Source organism: Pseudomonas sp. BIGb0164 (assembly GCF_024810135.1).
In the GTDB taxonomy this organism is placed as follows: Bacteria; Pseudomonadota; Gammaproteobacteria; order Pseudomonadales; family Pseudomonadaceae; genus Aquipseudomonas.
In genome coordinates this window covers 232,970-252,326 of the sequence record NZ_JANUEA010000008.1, presented here as the reverse complement: position 1 = coordinate 252,326, position 19,357 = coordinate 232,970, and the positions used below count along the sequence as shown (strand labels likewise).

Genomic DNA, 19,357 nt, shown 5'->3' with positions numbered 1-19,357 from the left:
CGGAGGAATACCTGATGACTCAATCCCTGGAACGTTTTGTACAGGCTCAAGCTTCACACTATGAGCTCGCCTTGGACGAGCTCAAGCGCGGTCAGAAAGACGGGCATTGGATGTGGTTTATCTTCCCCCAGCTACGCGGCCTCGGCTTCAGTGAGAAGGCCACTTACTACGGCATTAAAGACGTGCAGGAAGCACGAAACTATCTGCAACATTCACTGTTGGGCCCACGCCTTGGGCTGACAACACAAGCAGTCATTGATGCAAAGGTGCCCTTGGAGGACTTACTCGGCGAAATCGATGCGTTGAAGTTTGCCTCTTGTATGACACTGTTCGCCGCGGTAGCCGGCGATGGATCCGTGTATGCGCAAGCACGGGACAACCTATGCGGTGCCGATAAAAAAACACTTGAGATACTGAGCGAGAAAGACAATGGAAACGAATGACTACAACCTGCTGGCCTCCGTGATCCAGGTATTCCTGGCGGTGCTCGCTTTAGTGTCCGTGGTGCTGGTGTTGCGCCAGATCACGATCCTGACTTCACAACTTAAGGCCACACAGCTCGCCTCCGAAGCACAGAGCATTATTTCGATTGTTGAGTTCCTGCAAACCAACGAAGCACGGGAAGCGCGGGAAACAGTCCGCGCAAAGTTGTCCGAGCTGCATCATGACGCATGGGATGAGCAACAAAACCGGCATGCGGCGCTGGCCTGCGCAAATTACGATGTGGTAGCGGCACTGTTGCGCGTGGATCTGATCAAGAACAAGCACGTCATCATCGAAAACTGGGCTCCCAGCATCATCCACTGCCACAGAGTGCTTTCCCCTTTCATCGAGAAAAAACGCATCATCGCCGGCGGTGACCGTAAATACTGGAGCAACTTCGACTGGCTACGCGATCAGTGTGCCCGCAGCTGAATACATTTTTTAAGGTGAGACGATGGATGCTGATTACCTTTTCAACCAGACGGTCGAATACCTGAAAACGGCCCAACATGTCGTTATTTCTACCGGTGCTGGCATTTCTGCCGAAAGTGGCATTGCCACTTTCCGCGCCCCCTCGACTGGCCTCTGGTCTCGTTACAAAAGCGGCGAACTGGCCACGGCCGAAGCGTTCAAGCGTAACCCCTCACTGGTTTGGGGCTGGTATACGTGGCGACGAATGCAAGTCGCAAATGCGCAACCCAATACGGCGCACAGGGCGGTAGCAGCGATGGCGCAATGCCTACCTCACATGACCCTCATCACGCAGAACGTGGACGATCTGCATGAGCGAGCAGGCTCTCAGGACCCGATCCATCTTCATGGGCACCTGGCCACCGCGCGCTGCTTTACCTGCAGCCAACCCTACCTCGACACCCTCCCCATCGTCGTCGATCCGGACGCCGGCCCCTTGGAACCGCCGCGCTGCCAACACTGCGAAGGCCTGATACGGCCCAATGTCGTCTGGTTTGGCGAGCGAATGCCTGAAAACGAGATGAAACGCGCCCGTATTGCAGCGTTTGACTGCGACGTCATGCTATCTATTGGGACCTCTGGGAGCGTAGCTCCGGCCGTGTACCTCCCAACAATAGCCGCAGAAAACGGAGCTTGGGTTGTGCATATCAATCTCGAAGCCGATTCGACAGCACCTGGAAACACCTTGATAGGTCCAGCGACCCACTGGCTTCCCAAACTTGCGCAAGCCTTGCTCAGCGCCTGAAAAAATCAAGTTGCGTTGTCGCTCACCGTCCCAACCGTGCGATGCAGGCAAAAAAAGCCGCATCGCACCCCAGGCGACATTTGGCCACACCGCATCATCGCATTACCTGTAATAGTCTATTGCGGAGCTAAATGTACTAACCAGTTACTTATCTTGCTAAAATCGCGTCTTTGCCCTCTCACCTTCGAGCATTTATCGATATGAAACGAGCATCGCGCGCCGCTGGCGTCTCTAGATTTATCCTGCTGGGCCTGGGCGTCGTTATCGCCCTGCTCGGCGTGGCGCTTGCCGTTGGCGGCGCCAGGCTGGTCAGCCTCGGCGGCTCCTGGTACTTCCTGGTCGGCGGCCTGGCCATGGCGATTTCCGGCGTGCTGATTGCCCGGCGCAAGCCTGCTGGGGCGTGGCTGTTTGCGACGTTCCTGGTGGGCACCGCCGTTTGGGCGGTGGCGGATGTGGGCCTGGTGTTCTGGCCGCTGTTTTCGCGCCTGTTCATGTTCAGCGTGATTGGCCTGGTGGTAGCGCTGGTTTACCCGCTGCTCGCGGGCAAGCCGGCACGCGGCGCCTATGGCGTTGCCGCCGTGCTGGCGGTTAGCGTGGCTGTCGCGGCGGGCAATATGTTCGTCGCGCACCCCAGCGTCGCACCCACCGGCGCAGGCCCGGGCGTAACGCCCGTGGCCCCGGCCGACGCACAGAAAGACTGGGCCCACTACGGCAATACCGAAGGTGGCAGCCGCTTCGCCGCGCTGGACCAGATCAACCGCGACACCGTCAACAAGCTCAAAGTGGCGTGGACCTACCACACCGGTGACGTGGCCATCAGCGACGGCAACGGCGCCGAAGACCAGCTCACCCCGCTGCAGATCGGCAACAAGGTGTTCATCTGCACCCCGCACAACAACCTGATCGCCCTCGACGCCGACACCGGCAAAGAGCTGTGGAAGAACGAGGTCAACGCCAAGTCGGCGGTGTGGCAGCGTTGCCGTGGCATGGCTTACTTCGACGCCACCGCGCCGATTGCCGCGCCCACCCAGCCCAACAGCTCGCCGATCATCGCCGCCAGCGTGCCAGCCGGTGCGCAGTGCCAGCGTCGTTTGCTGACCAACACCATCGATGCGCGCCTGATCGCGGTCGACGCTGACACCGGCAAGTTCTGCGAAGACTTCGGCAACCACGGCCAAGTGGACCTGAAAGCCGGCCTGGGCAATGTCCCCGACAGCTACTACCAACTGTCCTCCGCCCCGCTGATGGCCGGCACCACCGTAGTAGTCGGCGGCCGTGTGGCGGACAACGTGCAAACCGACATGCCCGGCGGCGTGATTCGTGGCTTTGACGTGATCACCGGCCAGATGCGCTGGGCCTTCGACCCGGGCAACCCCGAAGACAAGCAAGCCCCGGCCGCCGGCAGCACCTACGTGCGCAGCACCCCGAACAGCTGGGCGCCGATGTCCTATGACCCGCTGATGAACACGGTCTTCCTGCCGATGGGCAGTTCGTCCACCGACATCTATGGCGTGGAACGTACCCAGCTCAACCACAAATACGGCGCGTCCGTGTTGGCGCTGGACGCCTCCACCGGTGCTGAAAAGTGGGTGTACCAGACCGTCCACAACGACCTGTGGGACTTCGACCTGCCGATGCAACCCAGCCTGATCGACTTCACCCCACCGGGTAGCGACAAGGCGGTACCCGCGGTGGTGATCGGCACCAAAGCCGGCCAGATCTACGTGCTCGACCGTGCCACCGGCAAGCCGTTGACCGACGTGCGTGAAGTGCCGGTCAAGGCCGCCAACATCCCCAACGAGCCCTACTCGCCCACTCAGCCAAAATCGGTTGGCATGCCGCAGATCGGCGCGCAAACCCTGACCGAATCGGACATGTGGGGCGCCACGCCGTACGACCAGTTGCTGTGCCGCATCGACTTCAAGGGCATGCGCTATGACGGCCTGTACACCGCGCCGGGCACCGACAAATCCCTGAGTTTCCCGGGCTCCCTGGGCGGCATGAACTGGGGCAGCCTCTCCACCGACCCGGTGCATGGCTTTATCTTCGTCAACGACATGCGCCTGGGCCTGTGGATCCAGATGGTACCGTCGCAAAACAAAGCCCAGGCCGCCTCCGGGGGCGAAGCGCTGAACACCGGCATGGGCGCCGTGCCGCTCAAGGGCACGCCGTATGCGGTGAACAAGAACCGCTTCCTGTCGGTGGCCGGCATTCCGTGCCAGGCACCGCCGTTCGGCACCCTGACCGCCATCGACATGAAGACCCAGAAGATCGCCTGGCAAGTGCCGGTGGGCACCGTTGAAGACACCGGCCCCCTGGGCATCCGCATGCACCTGCCGATCAAGATCGGCCTGCCGACCCTCGGCGGCACCCTGTCCACCCAGGGCGGCCTGATCTTCATCGCCGGAACCCAGGACTTCTACCTGCGCGCCTTCAACAGCGGCAACGGTGACGAAGTCTGGAAAGCCCGCCTGCCCGTCGGTAGCCAAGGCGGTCCGATGACCTACGTGTCGCCGAAAACCGGCAAGCAGTACATCGTCATCACCGCTGGCGGCGCACGCCAATCCACGGACCGTGGCGACTATGTGATCGCCTACGCCTTGCCATAACCCCTTCTGTTTGCGCGGCGCCTCCCCCGGCGCCGCGCTTTTTTTTGGAAAACGTCGCATGACCCCCACTTCTCAGATTTCCCTTGGGCGCCTGTTGCTGGGCCTGGCCCTGGGCGCCGCCCTGCCCGTGCAAGCCGATGACACCACCTTGACCGGCGACTGGGGCGGCCTGCGCCGCGAACTCGACGAACAAGGCATTCGCTTCACCGGCGACTACAGCGGCGAGACCGCCTACAACGCCGATGGCGGCCTGCATCGCTCGGCGCGCTACTCGCAGAACATCAAGCTCGGCGTGCAGTTCGACCTGGGCAAGCTGTACGGTTTCAACAATGGCGACCGCATCCAGGTCACGATCAACGACCGTCGCGGCAACAGCGCTTCAGAGGACTTGGTGGGCAACCGCCTGCCGATCCAGGAAAACTACGGCGGCCTCTACACCCGCCTCACCGAGCTGAGCTACGAGCGCACCCTGTTCACCCCGGCGCTCAACGTCAAGCTCGGCTACATGGCCATGGGCAACGATCTCGGCGGCCTGGACAGCGGCATCCTGTGCAACTTCATGAACGCCGGCTTCTGCGGCCACCCGCTGAACATGTCCGGTGGCAGCGGCTGGACCAACTACCCGAATGCCCGCCTGGGCGCGCGGGTGAAATACGACTTTTCACCGAACTGGCAACTGCGCGTGGCCGCCTTCAACGTGGACCCGGACAGCAACGGCAACTCCAGCCGCGCCTGGCGCCTGGACCCCAAGCGCAACACCGGCACCGTGCTGCCCATCGAACTGGTCTACAAGCACGCGGGCACCCTGCCGGGTGAATACAAGCTGGGGTATTACTACGACAGCTCCGACGTGAAACGCATCGGCAGTAAGCAGGAAGTCAGCGGGCGCAGTGGGCATTACCTGCTGGTCGACCAGGCGGTGTGGGCCAGCGACACCTCCGCCGGCCGCGTGCTGCACGCCTTCGGCCAATACTCGGCAGCAAGCTTGGCCGCGTCACCCTTCACGAAGTGGTATGGCGCGGGCGTGGTGCTGTATAAGCCGTTCGAAGGCCGCCCGCGCGACACCCTCGCCCTGGGCTATGGCCGCGCCGTACCCAACCCGCGCAGCCGTGACGCGCAGGAACTGGCGGCGTTCAACGCCGGCACCGACTACCCCAACCTGAACAACGCCGAGCAGTTGATCGAACTCAGTTACGGCTACCAGGCCACACCCTGGCTGACCCTGCGCCCGGACGTGCAATACATCATCGAGCCCGGGGCGTTTTCCGGCAGCGACATCGACAATGCGCTTGTGCTGGGGTTGCAGATCAAGGCGAGCTTCTAAGGCGCCTCAGTAGTAGATGATCTGCACCACCATGATGGCTTCGAACGCCCCGACCTGAGGGTCCCCCTGGGCCACCACCGTTGCGCTGAACGGCACATCGATGTGGCTCACATTGGCCGCAAAGGTCGCCAGGGGGAACGGTTCGTTGATGGGCACCAATGCGTTACGCCCATCGCGCACCTGAATGCCGAACCCGCTGTCGGCCGTCGGCAACACCGTGTACAGGCCTTGCTGGTTGGCGGTCACAAAGGTGGCACCGACGTTGATGGCACTGCTGCACTTTTTCTCCAAGGCCAGGCTGAACGGCTTGGTCGGGCTGGGCGGAGACAGCCCGGTGGCGGTTTTCTGGATCACGCCGAAATCGACAATGCCCGGCTCCGGCGTCACCGTGACGTCGACCGTGCACGCCGTGCCGACAATGTTCTGCAGGCCGCTGAGCTTGAAGCGGAAGTTGTTGAACGGGTTGCCCACCCCACCGTTGAGACCGTACTGGCCGTCAAACTGGAACACGTCGTAGGTGTCCTGGGACGGGCGCTGCAAGGGCAGCAGCCCACGCTTGCGGATCACCACCTGAAACGCAATGTTCGGCGTGGCCAATGAACACGGCAGCATCTCTTCATTGTTGGTGGCCGCCGGGCAGCCACGGGACACGAACCCAGTATTGACGCCCAGGGTCGGGTCGGAACTCCAATCCCCATCCCAGGCCGTCACCTGCCGGTACACCAGGCCGAACTCGATGCCCCAGGCCGTCGCGTTGAGCCCCGCAGGGTTGCCGTAGAAATAGATCGGATCGTCTTCGTTGAAGTGCTGGTCACGCAGTTTCCAGCACTTGGCAGGCACCACGTGGGTTTGCGAGCGCCAGATGATCGTACCGTCGGGCACTGTGTCCGGCACCGACACCGGGCCAATGTATTCGCTGAGAAAATCGCCGTCGGACTGCGACTTGCAAATCAGCGCCCACGAGGCGCTGGAAAAACCCAGCATCAGCAGCGCCAGACCCACCCTGAGCAGTGGCTTGATGTTCACGGTCTCACTGCCTTGCACGCCTCGGCTGCGCACTGGAACAGCGTGTCGGTCTGGCCGCCGAAATCATTCATGTTCGACACCCGCAACTCACTGAGGGCGGTGGTGCTCAACGGCAACCGTGCACCGCTGAACGGCGCGATCATCACGGTCTCGACCGGCAGCTTGGTCATCTGCGGCCCGGCCAGCAGGCCCACCACGGTGATATGGAACGGTGACGGGTTGTCGATCAGCAGTTGCTTGCCGATGGGGTCGATTTTCAGGTTCAGCCGCTGGGCCAGGTCTTCACCGCGCTCACGCTTGACCGACGCCGGGCGGTAGAACAGCTTGATCTTCGATTGCAGGGCAATCTGCATCGCGTTGACCGCCTCGCTCTTGGGCGGGATCTCGCGGATGTTGAGGTAGAACACCGACTCGCGATCCTTGGGCAGCGCGGTCTCGGGCAGCTTCACAATGCGCAGCATGCTGCTTTCATTGGGCTCGATGCGTTGCAGCGGCGGCAGCACCATGAACGGCGAGCTGATTTTCTTGCCGCTGGCGTCTTCGATCCATGACTGCACCACAAACGGCAGTTGCAGGTTCTTGTTGCTCACGGTGACGCTCACCGAGGAGGCGCCCTCTTCAAAAATCACCCGGGTGCGGTCGGGGATCACCGCGGCCTGGGCCAGCAGCGGCAGGCAAAACCCCACCAGGGTGGCCAGGCGTTTAAAGGTCAATCGAGGCATCAGGAGTCTCCATGAATCAGGGGTAAGGGGTGAGTCACAAACACCGCACGGTGGTGGCGACGTTGGTGACGACGTCTTCGTCGGGCAGCGTTGCCAACGCGCAGCTGTGGCTGTCATCCCAGCGCGCCACCAGCTCGGCGCCGGTCTTGGCACCCAGCAGGTAAGTCACCCCTGCCTCGCCGACGATGCCCACTTCCTTATGGCTGTGTTTGTCCTGGACCGAAGCTCCGAAAGGCACCGGCTGGCCGTTCGGCCGGATCAACTCGATAAAGGCGTTATGGCCCTGGGCGGCGGCAAAGCTGACGTAGCCGATGGCGCCCTCGGTCAATGCCAGGCGCTGGATCGGGTTGCTCACTTCGGTGCGCAGCGGCAGCTTCTCCAGGTTGACCCGTGCTTCGTAGGCTTGGAACGACGGCAAGCCGTCCATCACCGCGTAGCCCTGGCTGTTGGTGCGCGCCCGGCCGGTGAAGGTCACGTCCGGCACGCCGTCGGTGGACACCAGCAAACGCGTGTCGCCGTTGGAACCATTGCCATGGGCCGCCACGCCGTAACGGGTCGCCACCAGCGAGCTGTCGAACTCGCCGGTGAGCGAGCGGTAGGTGCTGCCGTCGGTGGTGGCCGAGGCGTTGGCCCGGTAGGTCGCGGCACGTTGGCCGACGTAGGCGTTGACGTACTTGTTGTCGCCCATGCCGCCGTACACCTGGTAGTTCATGCCGTCACCGTCGTCATAGCTGTAGCCGACGTTGGTCGAAGACGCGCCAGCGCTTGAACGCTGCAGGTTGCTCGACATGATCGCGTTGCCCCCCAGCGGCACGCTCACGCCGAGGTAGAGCTGTGCGTCGCTGTGATGCGCGTTCTTGGTCTGGTACGCCGACAAGTTCAAGTTGATGTTCTTGACGTTGCCCAGGGTGAAGCTGCGCGCCAGGGTCAGACCGAACCGGTCGGACGGCGCGGCGTCCCAGAACGTGGAATGGTCGAAAGATAAGCTGGTCGACAGCCAGGCGAAGCGCTTGGCGAGCATCACCGAATAGCGTTGCTTGCCCGAGTTCAAGGCGTAGGAGTCCGGGTCGCCGACAAACTGCGAAAAATTGGTGAAGGTGCGGTCGGAAAAGCGATAGCCGAGAAAGCGCAGGTCGGTGCCGATGGCGTCGAAATGCTTGGAATAGTTGATGCGGTAGGAGTTGCCCACTGCCGTCTCACCGGTCCAGCGCAATTTGGCGCGCGAGGTGGTGACGTCTGCCGACACCGCGCCGAACACCCCCAGGTCGCGGCCCACGCCCACGGCGCTGGACACGTAGTCGGTGGCCGCCAGCATGCCGCCGTACACCGTCCAGTCACGGGACAAACCGTAGGCCAGTTCGGAGGCGACAAAGCTCGGTTCGGTGCCGCCCCTGCCCGTCAGGCGTGGCTGGCCCGCCGAGAGTTTGTAGCGCAGCTCGCCTTCGCGGGCGAGGAACGGTACGGCGGCGGTGGTGACGGTAAATTTCTGCTCGGTGCCGTCTTCTTCGCGCACGGTCACATCCAGCGTGCCTTGCACGCTGCTGTTGATGTCCTGGAGGCTGAACGCACCCGGGGTCACCGTGGTGGAATACAGCACGCGGCCTTGCTGCGACACGGTCACCGTGGCGTTGGTGCGCGCCAGGCCGCTGATCAACGGCGCGTAACCGCGCAGGTTCGGCGGCAGCATGCGGTCGTCACTGCTCAGGCTCGCGCCGCGCAGGGCGAAGGTGTCGAATACGTCGGAGTTCAGGTAGTCCTCGCCCACCGACAGTTTCGAGCGGATCGACGGCAGCGCCCGGTAGGCATACAGCCGGTTCAGTTGGAACGCCTGGCCATTGTTGCCGCCGCCCTGGTTACCGGTGACTTGCTGGGCCTGGTAATCGGCACGCAGCCGCCAGGCATCAACGTTCAGGCCTGCCGTGCCGTAGCTCTGCAACGAGGTGGAGTCGCCGCTTGACGCCGAGCCTGTGGTCTGGCGGCTGTTGGCGATGACCCGGTAATCGAGTAAGGCGCCGTCGAGCCCTTCGCTCCAGGCGGCCGGTGGAATGTAGCTGGGGTCGTCATATTCGAATGACGCCTGGGGCAGGCTGATCAACAGGCGCCCCAGGTTCTGGGCGTAAGTGACGTTGGCGTTTTCGATCACGCTCAGGTCGACACATTGGCCATCGGCAATGCGTGGCAGGCGCTTGTACAGGTCGGGCTTGAGCCCGAAGGTTTCGACCAGCGACGGCGGCAAACAGGCATAACTCTGTTGCGGTTGATCGCCGCTTTTGAATGCTATGGAGCGTGTTCCGAAGTAACGTTGATTAACCACGATATCCAATACGTAGTTGCCCGGCACGGTGTAATGCGCATGAGTAAATTGTCCGAGGCTGACGCCGTCATGACCGTCAATATTTAAAAACTCGGTATTAAACTCCAGCGCATAGGTATAACCCGCGCAAGGCAGTAATACGCAAGACAGCATAAGTGTGCGGCAGTACACGGGCATTACCCTTTTATCAGCACCGGATCAGACAATAAAAAAGGGGCTTGCGCCCCAAAGTGTTACAACACCAACAACGAACACCGATAGACAAAACTTGTAGTGAGCGGGCTTGCCCCGCGCCGCGCCGGACCAGCCATCTCATTCCAACTGGAGACACTCAGGGCCCGGGCTGGCGCGGCGCGGGGCGAGCCCGCTCACTACAAGATCAAGGACGAACTCACCCGCGCACGTATCAGTTGTAGGCGACGGTGAAGTTGGCAACGCTGTCGGCTTCACCGGTGGTGACGGAAGCCGCGGTGGCTTCGTACATCGCGGCGAAGGTGACGGTGTTGTTGCCGTCTTGCAGCACCACCGGTGCGACTTGCTCAGTGCCGTTATCCAGCATTTCGCCAGCGCTGGCCTGCAGGCGGATGCCGACGTTCTGGGCCAGACCGGTGGTGGCGAACAGGCCTGGAACCACGGGGTCTTGCACGCCGCTGAAGGTGAAGCGGGCGTTCTTCTGGGTGGAGGTGTCGCACTCGGTCAGAACGATGTCGAACTTGGTCGGCGTCGAACGATCACCAATGGCCTTGAACTGGTTCGACGGCACTTGGCCCAGGGACACGGTCTGGTCCAGAGAGTTGGCATCGATACCGCAAGCGCCGGAAACGATTTCACCAATGAAGCGCACGGTGCCCGGGTTGCCGGTGGCAGGCGTCGCAGCGTTGGCGAACGAAGCAAGACCCATAACAACAGTAGCGGCGGTAACAGCGACAAGCTTTTTCATGAGTACAACTCTTGGATTATTAATAGTGGGTTGCGCAAAGACGCTGAATCCTGAATACACAACAATGCGGCACGACAAGTTTCCCCACCAAACAACGTTCATCCGTTAAAACAACTCAAGCATCGACTTGAGTGTTCTCGTTGTTCAGTCAAGTGCAGCCAACATCATTGTTATTCAACAACTTCAACCATCTTTGGTGCGGGGCAAATAATGCGATGTATACCTGAGCCGAAATGTAAGCCCGTTCCGCCCAGGCTGTAGGAATTTTCCCCACAGCTTCCCTCACAGATTTGTCCTATTGCACCTCATGGCGCCGCACAGGTGGCCGCCATCACACGGTAGCCATCCACCGGTTCGGTCTTGCTGATATCCAATTCGAACGTGCAACGTTGCGCGTCTTTTTCGCCCCACTTCATGCTGAACCGGGTGCCTTCGCCCACCGCCATCAACACCTGCCCGGCCTGTCCGACCACGCCGACACTCAAGCCCTTGGCATCCAGCACCGAAGTGCCGAACGGTGGCAAGCCGCCGTCGGCGAGGCGCACCGTGGCCACGACTTTCTCCGAACGGCTGGCGGCGAATGTCGCCTTGACCACGGCACCGCGACGCGGCACCACGTTGGTCACGCCGTCCTCGATGTCCACCTGGCTGTCCAGTTCGCTGGTGTCCAGCGCCACACGGTTCTTGCGGTACGGCATCACGTAGGGCACCAGCGCGTAGCCCTTCTTGCTTGTCAAGGTGCCAGGGGCATTGAGCACCCCCACGTTCGGCGTGTCCTTGACCTCCACCAGGGCCACGGTTTCGCCCAGGCTTTGCCCGAACTCCACGCCGTCGCCGTGGGCCAACACCGAACCTGCGGCACTCACCGACGTCTGGCGGTAACCACTGCCAACGCTGACACCCGCGCCCAGCTGGGCAAACGGCGCACGGTAGCCGACCAGGGCCGAGCCGTTATTGCCGGCGTTGTCCGAGCGGTTGGCGTTGACGTTGTAAGTCATCTCGCCATCGCGCCCACTGAGGCCCGCGCGCTGGTCCAGGCTGCCGTCGGTGTTGCGTGTGACGGCATAGGTGGCGGTGCTGCGGGTCTGGCCGATCGGCATCGACACGGTCAACACCACCTGATTGTTCTGGCCGAAGTTGTCGGTCAGGGTCTTGCTGGCATAGGCGCCATAGGTCACGCCCTTGTACTGGCTGCTGAAACCCAGTTGCATCTGCTTGTCCTGGCGCGATGAGCCCCAGTAGTTCTGCTGGCTCATGTTCAAGTAGAACGAACCGGCACTGCCCAGCGCCTGGTTGATGCTCGCCTCGACCTTGGAGCGGCGGGACAGGTTGTAGTAGCTGTCGGGCTCTAGCAGGCGCACGGCCTCGTCAAAGTCCCGGTAGCCTTCGGTGGAATAGCGATAGCCGGCGAAACGCACCGAAGTGCCTGTCTCGAAGGCCTTGCCGTAGCGCACGCTGACACTCTGGCCATTCTGTTTGCCTGCCGGGTTGCCGGACGCCTGCGGCACCTCGGTCTTGGCTGCCGTCACGTCCATCGACACCGCACCCAGGCTGCCCAGGCTCTTGCCCATGCCGACCAGGCCGGCGTTGTAGAAATTGGCGCCGAGCAGGCCGCCGTACAGCGTCAGATCGAACGGCAAGCCGTAGGCCAGCGAGGCCTGGGCGAACGAAGGACGCTGGCCACCGTCGACGGCGTTGTACTCGCCGACGGTCATGCTGTAGCGCCAGGTCTTCTCGCGCAGCATGTTGCCCAGGGTCGCGTAAGGCTGGGTGAAACGTCGTTCGCGGCCGTCGGCCTCGGTAATCACGATTTCCAGGTCACCGCTGCCGGAGGCGGCGTTGAGGTCATCGATCTCGAACGCGCCTGGCGCCACATAGGTGGTGTACAGCGAGTAGCCGTTCTGGCGCACTTCGACCTTGGCCTGGGTTTCAGCGATACCGCGGATGATCGGCGCATAGCCCTGCATCGAGTCCGGCAACATGCCCATGTCCGAGGCCAACTGCACACCGCGAAACGGAATGCTGTCGAACACATCGCCCGGCGTGAAGCTTTCGCCCACGGTCAGCGTGCCTTTCATGGCCGTCACGTCCCGCTGTGCGTAGGTGTTGCTGCGCTGCCAATCCTGCTTGCCCTCCTCGTCCTGGCGGAACGACGAACTGGTGCGAAAGCGCCAGTCGCCCAGGTTGAAACCGCCATTGCTGTAGAGGTTGTATTGCGTGCCGCTGCCCCGCGCGTCGGATTGGGTCTGGGCCGCCGAGAACTGATAGTTGAGCATCGCAGCGTTGATCCCGTTGTCCCACTCCTGCGGCGCCACGTAGCCGGCCGCGTCACGGCGCAGGGCGATCTGCGGCACGCTGATGTCGAGGGCCAGGTGGTTGGCGTCGAAGCTGACCGCAGCGCCGTCCACCAGCGCCGCGAGGTCGATGCACTCGGGCAGGGTTTCGCCGGGCACCTGGAAGGCGTCCAGCTTGACCCCCAGCTCAGTGAGAAACGCTGCCGACAGGCACGCCCGCACTTCACCGGTTTTTTCGTCCTGGGTGAAGGTCATGTCGCGGCGATCAAAAAAGCTCTGGTTCAGGCGAATGAGCACCGGGTAGGTGCCAGGGCCAAGGCTGCCGCTGTTGGCAATCGCGTTCAGGTCCAGGTTCGGCCCGGCATCGGTGCCGCCAAAGGATTGCATGAAGCTTGAGTCAAACTTCACCGCGTCATCGGCCTGTGCCACACCGGCCATCAACGCAGCCAGGATGGCGGCGGACAGGCGCAGCGGGGCAAACGGCAGTGAAGACCAGTCGAAGTTCAGGGCATCGATTCGCATGACAATACTCAATGGGCCGCCATCACGTTGCCGCGTGGGCAACGTGGGAGCACCTTCGCAAGGACAAGAAAAGTGGGATTAGGGCGTGCTGGTCAGCGCGACTTTGGTCGGTTCGCTGTAGCCGCCGTAGTCATTGATGGCGGAGAACATCACCTCGCCGCCGCGGCCACTGAAGCCGGGCAAGGCATAACGCTGGCTGCTCATCGGCGCGACCATCTTCGGCTCTTCGACTTCCACGGTTTGTGCACCCGCCAACACCTTCACGCCGATGAAGGAGACGTGAAACGCCGACGGGTTGTTGACCACCAGCACCGTCTTGCCCTGCTCCTGCGCGAGGCTCCAGCGCAGTTGTGGCAGTGCGTCCAACGGGTTGCCCTTGAGGCCGGCCGGGCGATAGAACAGCTTGATGCGGGTACGCATGGCGATCTTCAGGGTGTTCTCGTCGGCCTTGCCGGCCACCGGGATTTCCTGGGCGTTGAAGTAGAACACCGACTCGCGGTCTTCCGGCAGCGCGCCTGGGACTTTCTGGATGCGCACCATCTGCTCTTTGCGCGGGTCCAGGCGAAACAGGGGCGGCGTGGCCACGAAGGGGGTGGCGCTGGTGTTGTCGTCAGCCTCGGTGTTGATCCAGGTCTGCACCGCATAGGGCTGTGTGGTGGTGTTGCCGACGCTGATGGACGCATCGCGCTTGCTGCCGTCGAACACGATACGCGTGCCGCCGAGCATCACACCGGCCTGGCTTGCGGTGCCAACCAGCGTCGTGGCGAGCAGCACGGCCAGCATCGCTGTGGCTTTGAATGGGGTCGCAAAACGTTTCATATCGGTCATCCTCTTGGCGCCCCAACCCGGCTGGGCTGGGGCGTGTCACAGGGCTTACTGGTAGTCGACGGTGAACGCGGCCTTGGCGTTGGCCGGGCCCGAGGTCGCAGCACCGGTGGCGATGTAGTTGGCGGTGAAGCGCAACGGTTGGGTCAGGTCCAGGTACGGCGAGGACTCCAGGCCCAGCTGCACGTCCTTGCCGGTGGCGTCCTTGATCTGTACGGCGACGTTGGTGGCCACACCCGGATCTGGGGTCAGGCCGATCCACTGGCCGCTGGCGCCGGCGTTGCCGCTCAGGGACAGGAACTTGACCACAGCTTTCTTGCCGCTGACGCTGCAGCCGGGCGCGGTGGTGTCGATGGTCAGGGTGAACGCACCGCCACCGGCGACTGCACCGGCGGTGGCCAGGGAGGTGGCCGGGACGCTGCCCAGGGTCACGTCACCTGCGCCGGCCGCACCGTTGAGGTCCGCCACCACCACCGGGCACGTGTTGTCGGTGACGCTGCCGATGAAGTTGATTTCGCCATCAGCGGCCATGGCCGCTTGCGATGCACCGCCCAGAACCAGGGCCAGGGTCAAACCTTTGAGAGCGTACTTTTTCATGATCACATCCACAGTTAAGAGAGGGGGTATCTGTGCACCTGCATCAGGCATCCAGACAAAGCGACGGGGCTACCCGACTGCGGGTCAGCGCGTTTCGTCTGGTGTCATTATTGGAAGTTGGAGGGGTACACCTATGTAGGAAACGTCCTCGTAGCTGTAGGAAATTTCCCACGAGCAGGCACCCTTCACCGGGCTGTAGAAACGCCAACGCCACAGGCGCGATGCACCTGTGGCGTTGGCGTTGTGGCGCTGGAACACCTCAGCGATAGGTCACGGAAAAACTCGCGTGGCCATTGGCGGTCCCCGGGGTGGGCGTGGGTCCGTCGGCGGTCTGGATGTAGCGCGCCTTGAGCGGCACCGTGGTGGTGCCGTTGACGATGCGCGTCAGGCGCACCGGCTGGCCCAGGTTCAGCGGCGTGTCGTTGGCCTGCAGCACCTGGATGGCCACGCCCTGGGCGGTGGAATCACTCGACAGGCTCAGGACGCCATTGGCCGCGTCCAGGATGGTCGAGGTCTTGTTACCGTCGACCTGGATGTTGGCGTAGTTGCCGTTGAAATAGCCGCTGCCGTTGTTCGGGTAGTTGCTGCCCGCGATGCACGAGTCCAGCGTGACGGCGAACGGCTGGGCGGGCGTGGTGGAGTGCTTGCCGTTGAACACACGCTTTTCCCAGGTGCCCATCGGCACATCGATCTGATTACCCGGCGCAGCCGGCATCGAACAGCCGGCGACCGTCACCGTGGCGGTAAAGGTCAGGTCGAAAATCGGCCCCCGATCAGACGTGCCCGTGGCCACCAGTTGATTGATGGTATGGGTGCCCGGCGGGATATCACCGGTCTTGACCAGGGCATAGCGCATCAAGGCCCCGGTCATGCCGGCGACGGCATAGGAAATATTCATGTTCAGCTCAAACGGAATGAATCGGCTGGGGTTGTCCGCCGACCCTCTCCACTCGGAAGCAAACCCGGTCATGTAGATGGCCAGGCCGATGCCGGGCACATTGGTTTGCAGCAACGAACTGGCGGGCACCCGCACCACATCCACCGGGACATCGGTGACAACGGGCCCGACCAGCGTGGTGGCGTAACGGGCGACCAGGCCACACACCAGGCGGTCGTTGAACGGCACCGTGCGAATCGGTGCATTGTTGTTGAGCGTGGTGCCAATTGGCACATCCCGCGGTGCGAACACCGTACCGGCGCCCAGCGTCAGTTGCTTGGGCGTGCCGTTGTTGGAGGCCCAGGTACAGGCCGCCATGGCGGGTGTCGCCGCCAGCGCCAGGGCGACGGCGGCAAGGCCGCTGGTGAGCAGTGAGCGTGCTTTCATGATTGAAGTCCCCGTAAGAGTAACTGCAGGCATGGACGGTCTTTGGCCTCACCAGAGGGATCAGGCACAAGAACCGGGTGAAACCTGATTATCGAAAACAGTCATCAGCTAACCCGTAGCCGATATCCCGCCAACTCGTAGGAAATTTCCTACGGTCAGCGATAGGTCACGGTGAAACTCGCATGCCCATCGGCGGTGCCCGGCATCGGTGTCGGCCCGTCGCCGATCTGGATATAGCGCGCCTTGAGCGGCACCGTGGTGGTGCCGTTGACGATGCGATTGAGGCGTACCGGTTGGCCCAGGTTCATGGGCGCGTCGTTGGCCTGCAACACCTGGATGGCCACGCCTTGGGCCGTGGAGTCGCTCGACAGGCTCAGGATGCCGTTGGCCGCATCCACGATGCTGGAAGTCTTGTTGCCATCAATCTGGATGTTGGCGTAGTTGCCATTGAAGTAACCGTTGGCGTTGTTGGGGTAGTTGCTGCCCGCGATACATGCACTCAGCGTGATGGCAAACGGCGTGGCGGGCGTGGTGGAGTCCTTGCCGTTGAACACGCGTTTTTCCCAGGTGCCCATGGGCACATCGATCTGGTTGCCGGGTGCGACCGGCATCGAACAGCCCGCCACGGTGATGGTGGCGGTGAACGTCAGGTCGAACATGGGGCCGATGTTCGTCGTGCCAGAGGCCACCAACTGGTTGATGCTGTGGGTGCCGGCCGGAATATCACCGGTCTTGACCAGCATGTAGCGGAACATCACCGAAGGCATCTCGGCGATGGTGCCCGAGGCATAGGTCAGGTTGAGCGGCACAAACCGGTTCGGATTGTCGGCCGGCCCGCGCCAACCGGCGGCAAAGCCGGTTATGTAGACCGCAAGGCCGACCCCGGGCACGTTGGTCTGCAACAGCGCGTTGGCGGGCACGTTGAGGTAATCCACGGGAATATCGGCGGCCAACGGGCCGATCAGCGCCACGTTGTAGATCGACGACGAACCGCACCGCAGCCGATCACCGAAGTTCACCGCACGGATCGGCGACGGGTTGTTCAGTGTGGTGCCGATCGGCACGTCGCGTGGTGAGAAGACAGCGCCGGCGTTGTACGTCAGCGCCTTGGCCGTCGTGCCGCCCGAGGTCCAGGTGCAGGCCAGCGCGGGGATCGCAACCATCGACAGGGCTGACAGCCCCAGGTAACACAAGAGCCTTGATAGGAATTGCATGGGTGTAATCCTGCTGAGCATGACTGCAGGCAGGAGTTGCCATCAGCCTGTCGGTTGATCGGGTTCGGGCACCAAGGCCCGATGAAGCGCGATTATGGGAAGCCGGCATCACCCAACGCGCAGCCGATTTCCCACCAACTTGTAGGAAATTTCCTCAGGATTATGTTTTCACTCACACCAGGTTGTTGCGCTTGGCAAAGTCGGCCAGGTACACCACCGACTTGACGTTGAGTTTTTCGATCAGGCGGGTCTTGTAGGTGCTGACCGTCTTGTTGCTGATCAGCATGGCATCGCCGATCTGCTTGTTGGTCATGCCCAGGGCCAGTTGCTTCAAGATGCTCAGCTCACGGTCGGACAGGCGTTGCACCAGGTCATGGTCTGAACGCTGGGTATCGCTGCGCCGCACGGTATTGCTGGCCAGGTCGGGAAAGTACGTGTAGCCGTTCATCACCGCTTCGACCGCCTTGACCAGTTCACTCAACTCGTTGCATTTGGAGACAAACCCCGCCGCCCCTGCCTTCATGCAACGCGCGCAATAGAGCAGCGCTGGCTGGGAGGTCAACACGAGGGCCTTGCTGGGGCCATTCGCCCCTGTGACCTTTGCAATCAGCTCCAGCCCGTCGAGCCTGGGCAAGGTGAGCTCAAGAATGATCAGGTCCGGCGCGTTTTCGCGAACGCGGCGAATCGCTTCAACCCCATCGCCGGCCTCGGCGATGACGGTAAAGCCAGCACTGGCCAGCAGCATTTTGACCGAGGAACGGATAAAGGGGTGGTCGTCCACCACTAATGCGCTAGACATAGGTTTCCTTTCTACAACACAAAGCGGCAGTCGGCTTTCCCTGCTGTTCGATGGGTGCAACACGCGAGAGAACGTCGATCGTCCTTCAATCATTGAGGAAGGTGAATGATGGGCACTGGGATTGAATGGTGGCGTAGGACTGATCCCTGCAAATCGTAGGATTTTTCCTGCCAACCATGAATGTTGTACGCCACGTTGCCTCTGTAGGAGCTGGCTTGCCGGCGATGGCGGCCTATCAGTTGACCTCTCGCTATCGCCGGCAAGCCGGCTCCTACAGGGGAGATGGGGTTATTTGAGGTAGCGTGCCGCAGGCCTGGCGTTGCCGAACTTGCCCGAGATCGCGCGGCGCCCGGCCTCCCACTCGTCCCACGCCTGGCCTTCATGCAGCCCAGGAATGGTGACGCGCTCGCCCAGGTCCAGCCCTGCCAATGCGGCGTCCACCAGGTCGCTGGCCGACATGGTGATCGGGCTCTCCTTCTGCGGTGCATAGCCGGCCACGTCCCAGAACTCGGTGGCGGTTGCACCTGGCAGCACGCTCTGGATGCGCACGCCCTTGTCGCCGAGGTCGCGTTGCAAGGCGTGGCCGAAACTCAACACGTAGGACTTCGAGGCGCTGTAGACACCGTTGAGCATCTCCACCGCAATGCCCACCACCGACGCGATATTAATGATCGTACCGCTGCCTCGCGCCACAAAGGCCGGCGCCACCGCGTAAGTCAGCCGCGTGAGGGCGGTGATGTTCAGGCCGATCATGGCGTCCATCGTTTCCACATCGCCGTCGAGCACGGACGCCACCGAGCCCACCCCGGCATTGTTGACCAGCACGCTGATGCTCGCGTCTTCCCGCAGCACGGCCTCGACCTTCGCCAAGGCGGTCTTGTCGTTCAGGTCGGCGACCAGCGTGGTGACACTACGCCCGGTGTCGGCGCGCAGCCTGGCCGCCAGGGTATCCAGGCGCTCGGCGTTACGGGCCACCAGGATCAGGTCATAGCCACGCTTGGCCAGACGGTCGGCATAGACCGCGCCGATACCGGTGGAAGAACCTGTGATAAGGGCCGTGCCCTTGGACGCTACAGTACTCATGAGGTGTCTCCAGGAAAATGAGCCGACAAACTTCGGTGATTGATCGTACGGCTTCCCCTGTACGT

General features: G+C 62.2%; 16 protein-coding genes. 5 read left to right on the top strand and 11 right to left on the bottom strand.

What is annotated here, in order from left to right; translation table 11 throughout:
• Positions 1–14: 14 nt before the first annotated feature.
• The 5 genes from M2394_RS21850 (at position 15) to M2394_RS21830 (ending at position 5,632) form a co-directional block, all read left to right on the top strand.
• Positions 15–443: a DUF1810 domain-containing protein gene (locus M2394_RS21850; RefSeq protein WP_259174541.1), complete on the top strand. Its 429-nt coding sequence runs from the start codon at positions 15–17 to the stop codon at positions 441–443.
• Positions 430–915: a hypothetical protein gene (locus M2394_RS21845; RefSeq protein WP_259174540.1), complete on the top strand. Its 486-nt coding sequence runs from the start codon at positions 430–432 to the stop codon at positions 913–915. The genes M2394_RS21850 and M2394_RS21845 overlap by 14 nt, the downstream gene beginning before the upstream one ends.
• Before the next feature lie 22 nt (positions 916–937).
• On the top strand, positions 938–1,699 hold the full coding sequence (locus tag M2394_RS21840; RefSeq protein ID WP_259174539.1) for an NAD-dependent deacylase: 762 nt from the start codon (positions 938–940) through the stop codon (positions 1,697–1,699).
• A 200-nt stretch (positions 1,700–1,899) separates the two neighbouring features.
• The gene (locus M2394_RS21835; protein ID WP_259174538.1) at positions 1,900–4,308 is read left to right on the top strand and encodes a glucose/quinate/shikimate family membrane-bound PQQ-dependent dehydrogenase; all 2,409 of its coding nucleotides are present in this window, start codon (positions 1,900–1,902) and stop codon (positions 4,306–4,308) included.
• Positions 4,309–4,366: 58 nt separating this feature from the next.
• Entirely contained in the window at positions 4,367–5,632 is a 1,266-nt protein-coding gene (locus M2394_RS21830) for a carbohydrate porin (RefSeq protein WP_259174537.1), read from the top strand.
• A 6-nt stretch (positions 5,633–5,638) separates the two neighbouring features.
• On the opposite strand, the gene M2394_RS21825 is transcribed toward M2394_RS21830, so the two are convergent.
• The 11 genes from M2394_RS21825 to M2394_RS21775 all read right to left on the bottom strand — a co-directional run bounded on the left by M2394_RS21825 (position 5,639) and on the right by M2394_RS21775 (position 19,292).
• Positions 5,639–6,658 carry a fimbrial protein gene (locus M2394_RS21825; RefSeq protein ID WP_259174536.1) on the bottom strand — a complete coding sequence of 340 codons (1,020 nt, stop codon included), beginning with the start codon at positions 6,656–6,658 and terminating at the stop codon, positions 5,639–5,641.
• Positions 6,655–7,380 carry a molecular chaperone gene (locus M2394_RS21820; RefSeq protein ID WP_259174534.1) on the bottom strand — a complete coding sequence of 242 codons (726 nt, stop codon included), beginning with the start codon at positions 7,378–7,380 and terminating at the stop codon, positions 6,655–6,657. The genes M2394_RS21825 and M2394_RS21820 overlap by 4 nt, the downstream gene beginning before the upstream one ends.
• A 34-nt stretch (positions 7,381–7,414) precedes the next feature.
• Entirely contained in the window at positions 7,415–9,847 is a 2,433-nt protein-coding gene (locus tag M2394_RS21815; RefSeq protein WP_259174532.1) for a fimbria/pilus outer membrane usher protein, read from the bottom strand.
• A 253-nt stretch (positions 9,848–10,100) separates the two neighbouring features.
• Entirely contained in the window at positions 10,101–10,634 is a 534-nt protein-coding gene (locus M2394_RS21810) for a fimbrial protein (RefSeq protein ID WP_176997650.1), read from the bottom strand.
• Positions 10,635–10,939: 305 nt separating this feature from the next.
• Positions 10,940–13,450, bottom strand: coding sequence for a fimbria/pilus outer membrane usher protein (locus tag M2394_RS21805; RefSeq protein WP_259174531.1), 2,511 nt, complete (start codon positions 13,448–13,450; stop codon positions 10,940–10,942).
• A 78-nt stretch (positions 13,451–13,528) separates the two neighbouring features.
• Positions 13,529–14,269: a molecular chaperone gene (locus M2394_RS21800; RefSeq protein WP_178925893.1), complete on the bottom strand. Its 741-nt coding sequence runs from the start codon at positions 14,267–14,269 to the stop codon at positions 13,529–13,531.
• A gap of 54 nt (positions 14,270–14,323) precedes the next feature.
• A complete protein-coding gene (locus M2394_RS21795) occupies positions 14,324–14,872 on the bottom strand; it encodes a fimbrial protein (protein WP_178925894.1) in 549 nt (182 codons plus the stop codon).
• A 259-nt stretch (positions 14,873–15,131) separates the two neighbouring features.
• Positions 15,132–16,196: a fimbrial protein gene (locus tag M2394_RS21790; protein ID WP_259174530.1), complete on the bottom strand. Its 1,065-nt coding sequence runs from the start codon at positions 16,194–16,196 to the stop codon at positions 15,132–15,134.
• A 155-nt stretch (positions 16,197–16,351) separates the two neighbouring features.
• Positions 16,352–17,410, bottom strand: a complete 1,059-nt coding sequence (locus M2394_RS21785; RefSeq protein WP_259174529.1) for a fimbrial protein — start codon at positions 17,408–17,410, stop codon at positions 16,352–16,354.
• Between the two features lie 172 nt (positions 17,411–17,582).
• Positions 17,583–18,209, bottom strand: coding sequence for a response regulator transcription factor (locus M2394_RS21780; protein ID WP_178925896.1), 627 nt, complete (start codon positions 18,207–18,209; stop codon positions 17,583–17,585).
• Between the two features lie 288 nt (positions 18,210–18,497).
• On the bottom strand, positions 18,498–19,292 hold the full coding sequence (locus tag M2394_RS21775) for an SDR family oxidoreductase (RefSeq protein WP_178925897.1): 795 nt from the start codon (positions 19,290–19,292) through the stop codon (positions 18,498–18,500).
• Positions 19,293–19,357 lie beyond the last annotated feature (65 nt).

Excerpts from the sequence above, each read along its gene's own strand:
- M2394_RS21850 (WP_259174541.1), top strand. The coding sequence starts at position 15 with ATGACTCAATCCCTGGAACGTTTTGTACAGGCTCAAGCTTCACACTAT.
- M2394_RS21845 (WP_259174540.1), top strand. The coding sequence starts at position 430 with ATGGAAACGAATGACTACAACCTGCTGGCCTCCGTGATCCAGGTATTC.
- M2394_RS21840 (WP_259174539.1), top strand. The coding sequence starts at position 938 with ATGGATGCTGATTACCTTTTCAACCAGACGGTCGAATACCTGAAAACG.
- M2394_RS21835 (WP_259174538.1), top strand. The coding sequence starts at position 1,900 with ATGAAACGAGCATCGCGCGCCGCTGGCGTCTCTAGATTTATCCTGCTG.
- M2394_RS21830 (WP_259174537.1), top strand. The coding sequence starts at position 4,367 with ATGACCCCCACTTCTCAGATTTCCCTTGGGCGCCTGTTGCTGGGCCTG.
- M2394_RS21820 (WP_259174534.1), bottom strand. The coding sequence starts at position 7,380 with ATGCCTCGATTGACCTTTAAACGCCTGGCCACCCTGGTGGGGTTTTGC.
- M2394_RS21815 (WP_259174532.1), bottom strand. The coding sequence starts at position 9,847 with ATGCTGTCTTGCGTATTACTGCCTTGCGCGGGTTATACCTATGCGCTG.
- M2394_RS21810 (WP_176997650.1), bottom strand. The coding sequence starts at position 10,634 with ATGAAAAAGCTTGTCGCTGTTACCGCCGCTACTGTTGTTATGGGTCTT.
- M2394_RS21805 (WP_259174531.1), bottom strand. The coding sequence starts at position 13,450 with ATGCGAATCGATGCCCTGAACTTCGACTGGTCTTCACTGCCGTTTGCC.
- M2394_RS21800 (WP_178925893.1), bottom strand. The coding sequence starts at position 14,269 with ATGAAACGTTTTGCGACCCCATTCAAAGCCACAGCGATGCTGGCCGTG.
- M2394_RS21795 (WP_178925894.1), bottom strand. The coding sequence starts at position 14,872 with ATGAAAAAGTACGCTCTCAAAGGTTTGACCCTGGCCCTGGTTCTGGGC.
- M2394_RS21790 (WP_259174530.1), bottom strand. The coding sequence starts at position 16,196 with ATGAAAGCACGCTCACTGCTCACCAGCGGCCTTGCCGCCGTCGCCCTG.
- M2394_RS21785 (WP_259174529.1), bottom strand. The coding sequence starts at position 17,410 with ATGCAATTCCTATCAAGGCTCTTGTGTTACCTGGGGCTGTCAGCCCTG.
- M2394_RS21780 (WP_178925896.1), bottom strand. The coding sequence starts at position 18,209 with ATGTCTAGCGCATTAGTGGTGGACGACCACCCCTTTATCCGTTCCTCG.
- M2394_RS21775 (WP_178925897.1), bottom strand. The coding sequence starts at position 19,292 with ATGAGTACTGTAGCGTCCAAGGGCACGGCCCTTATCACAGGTTCTTCC.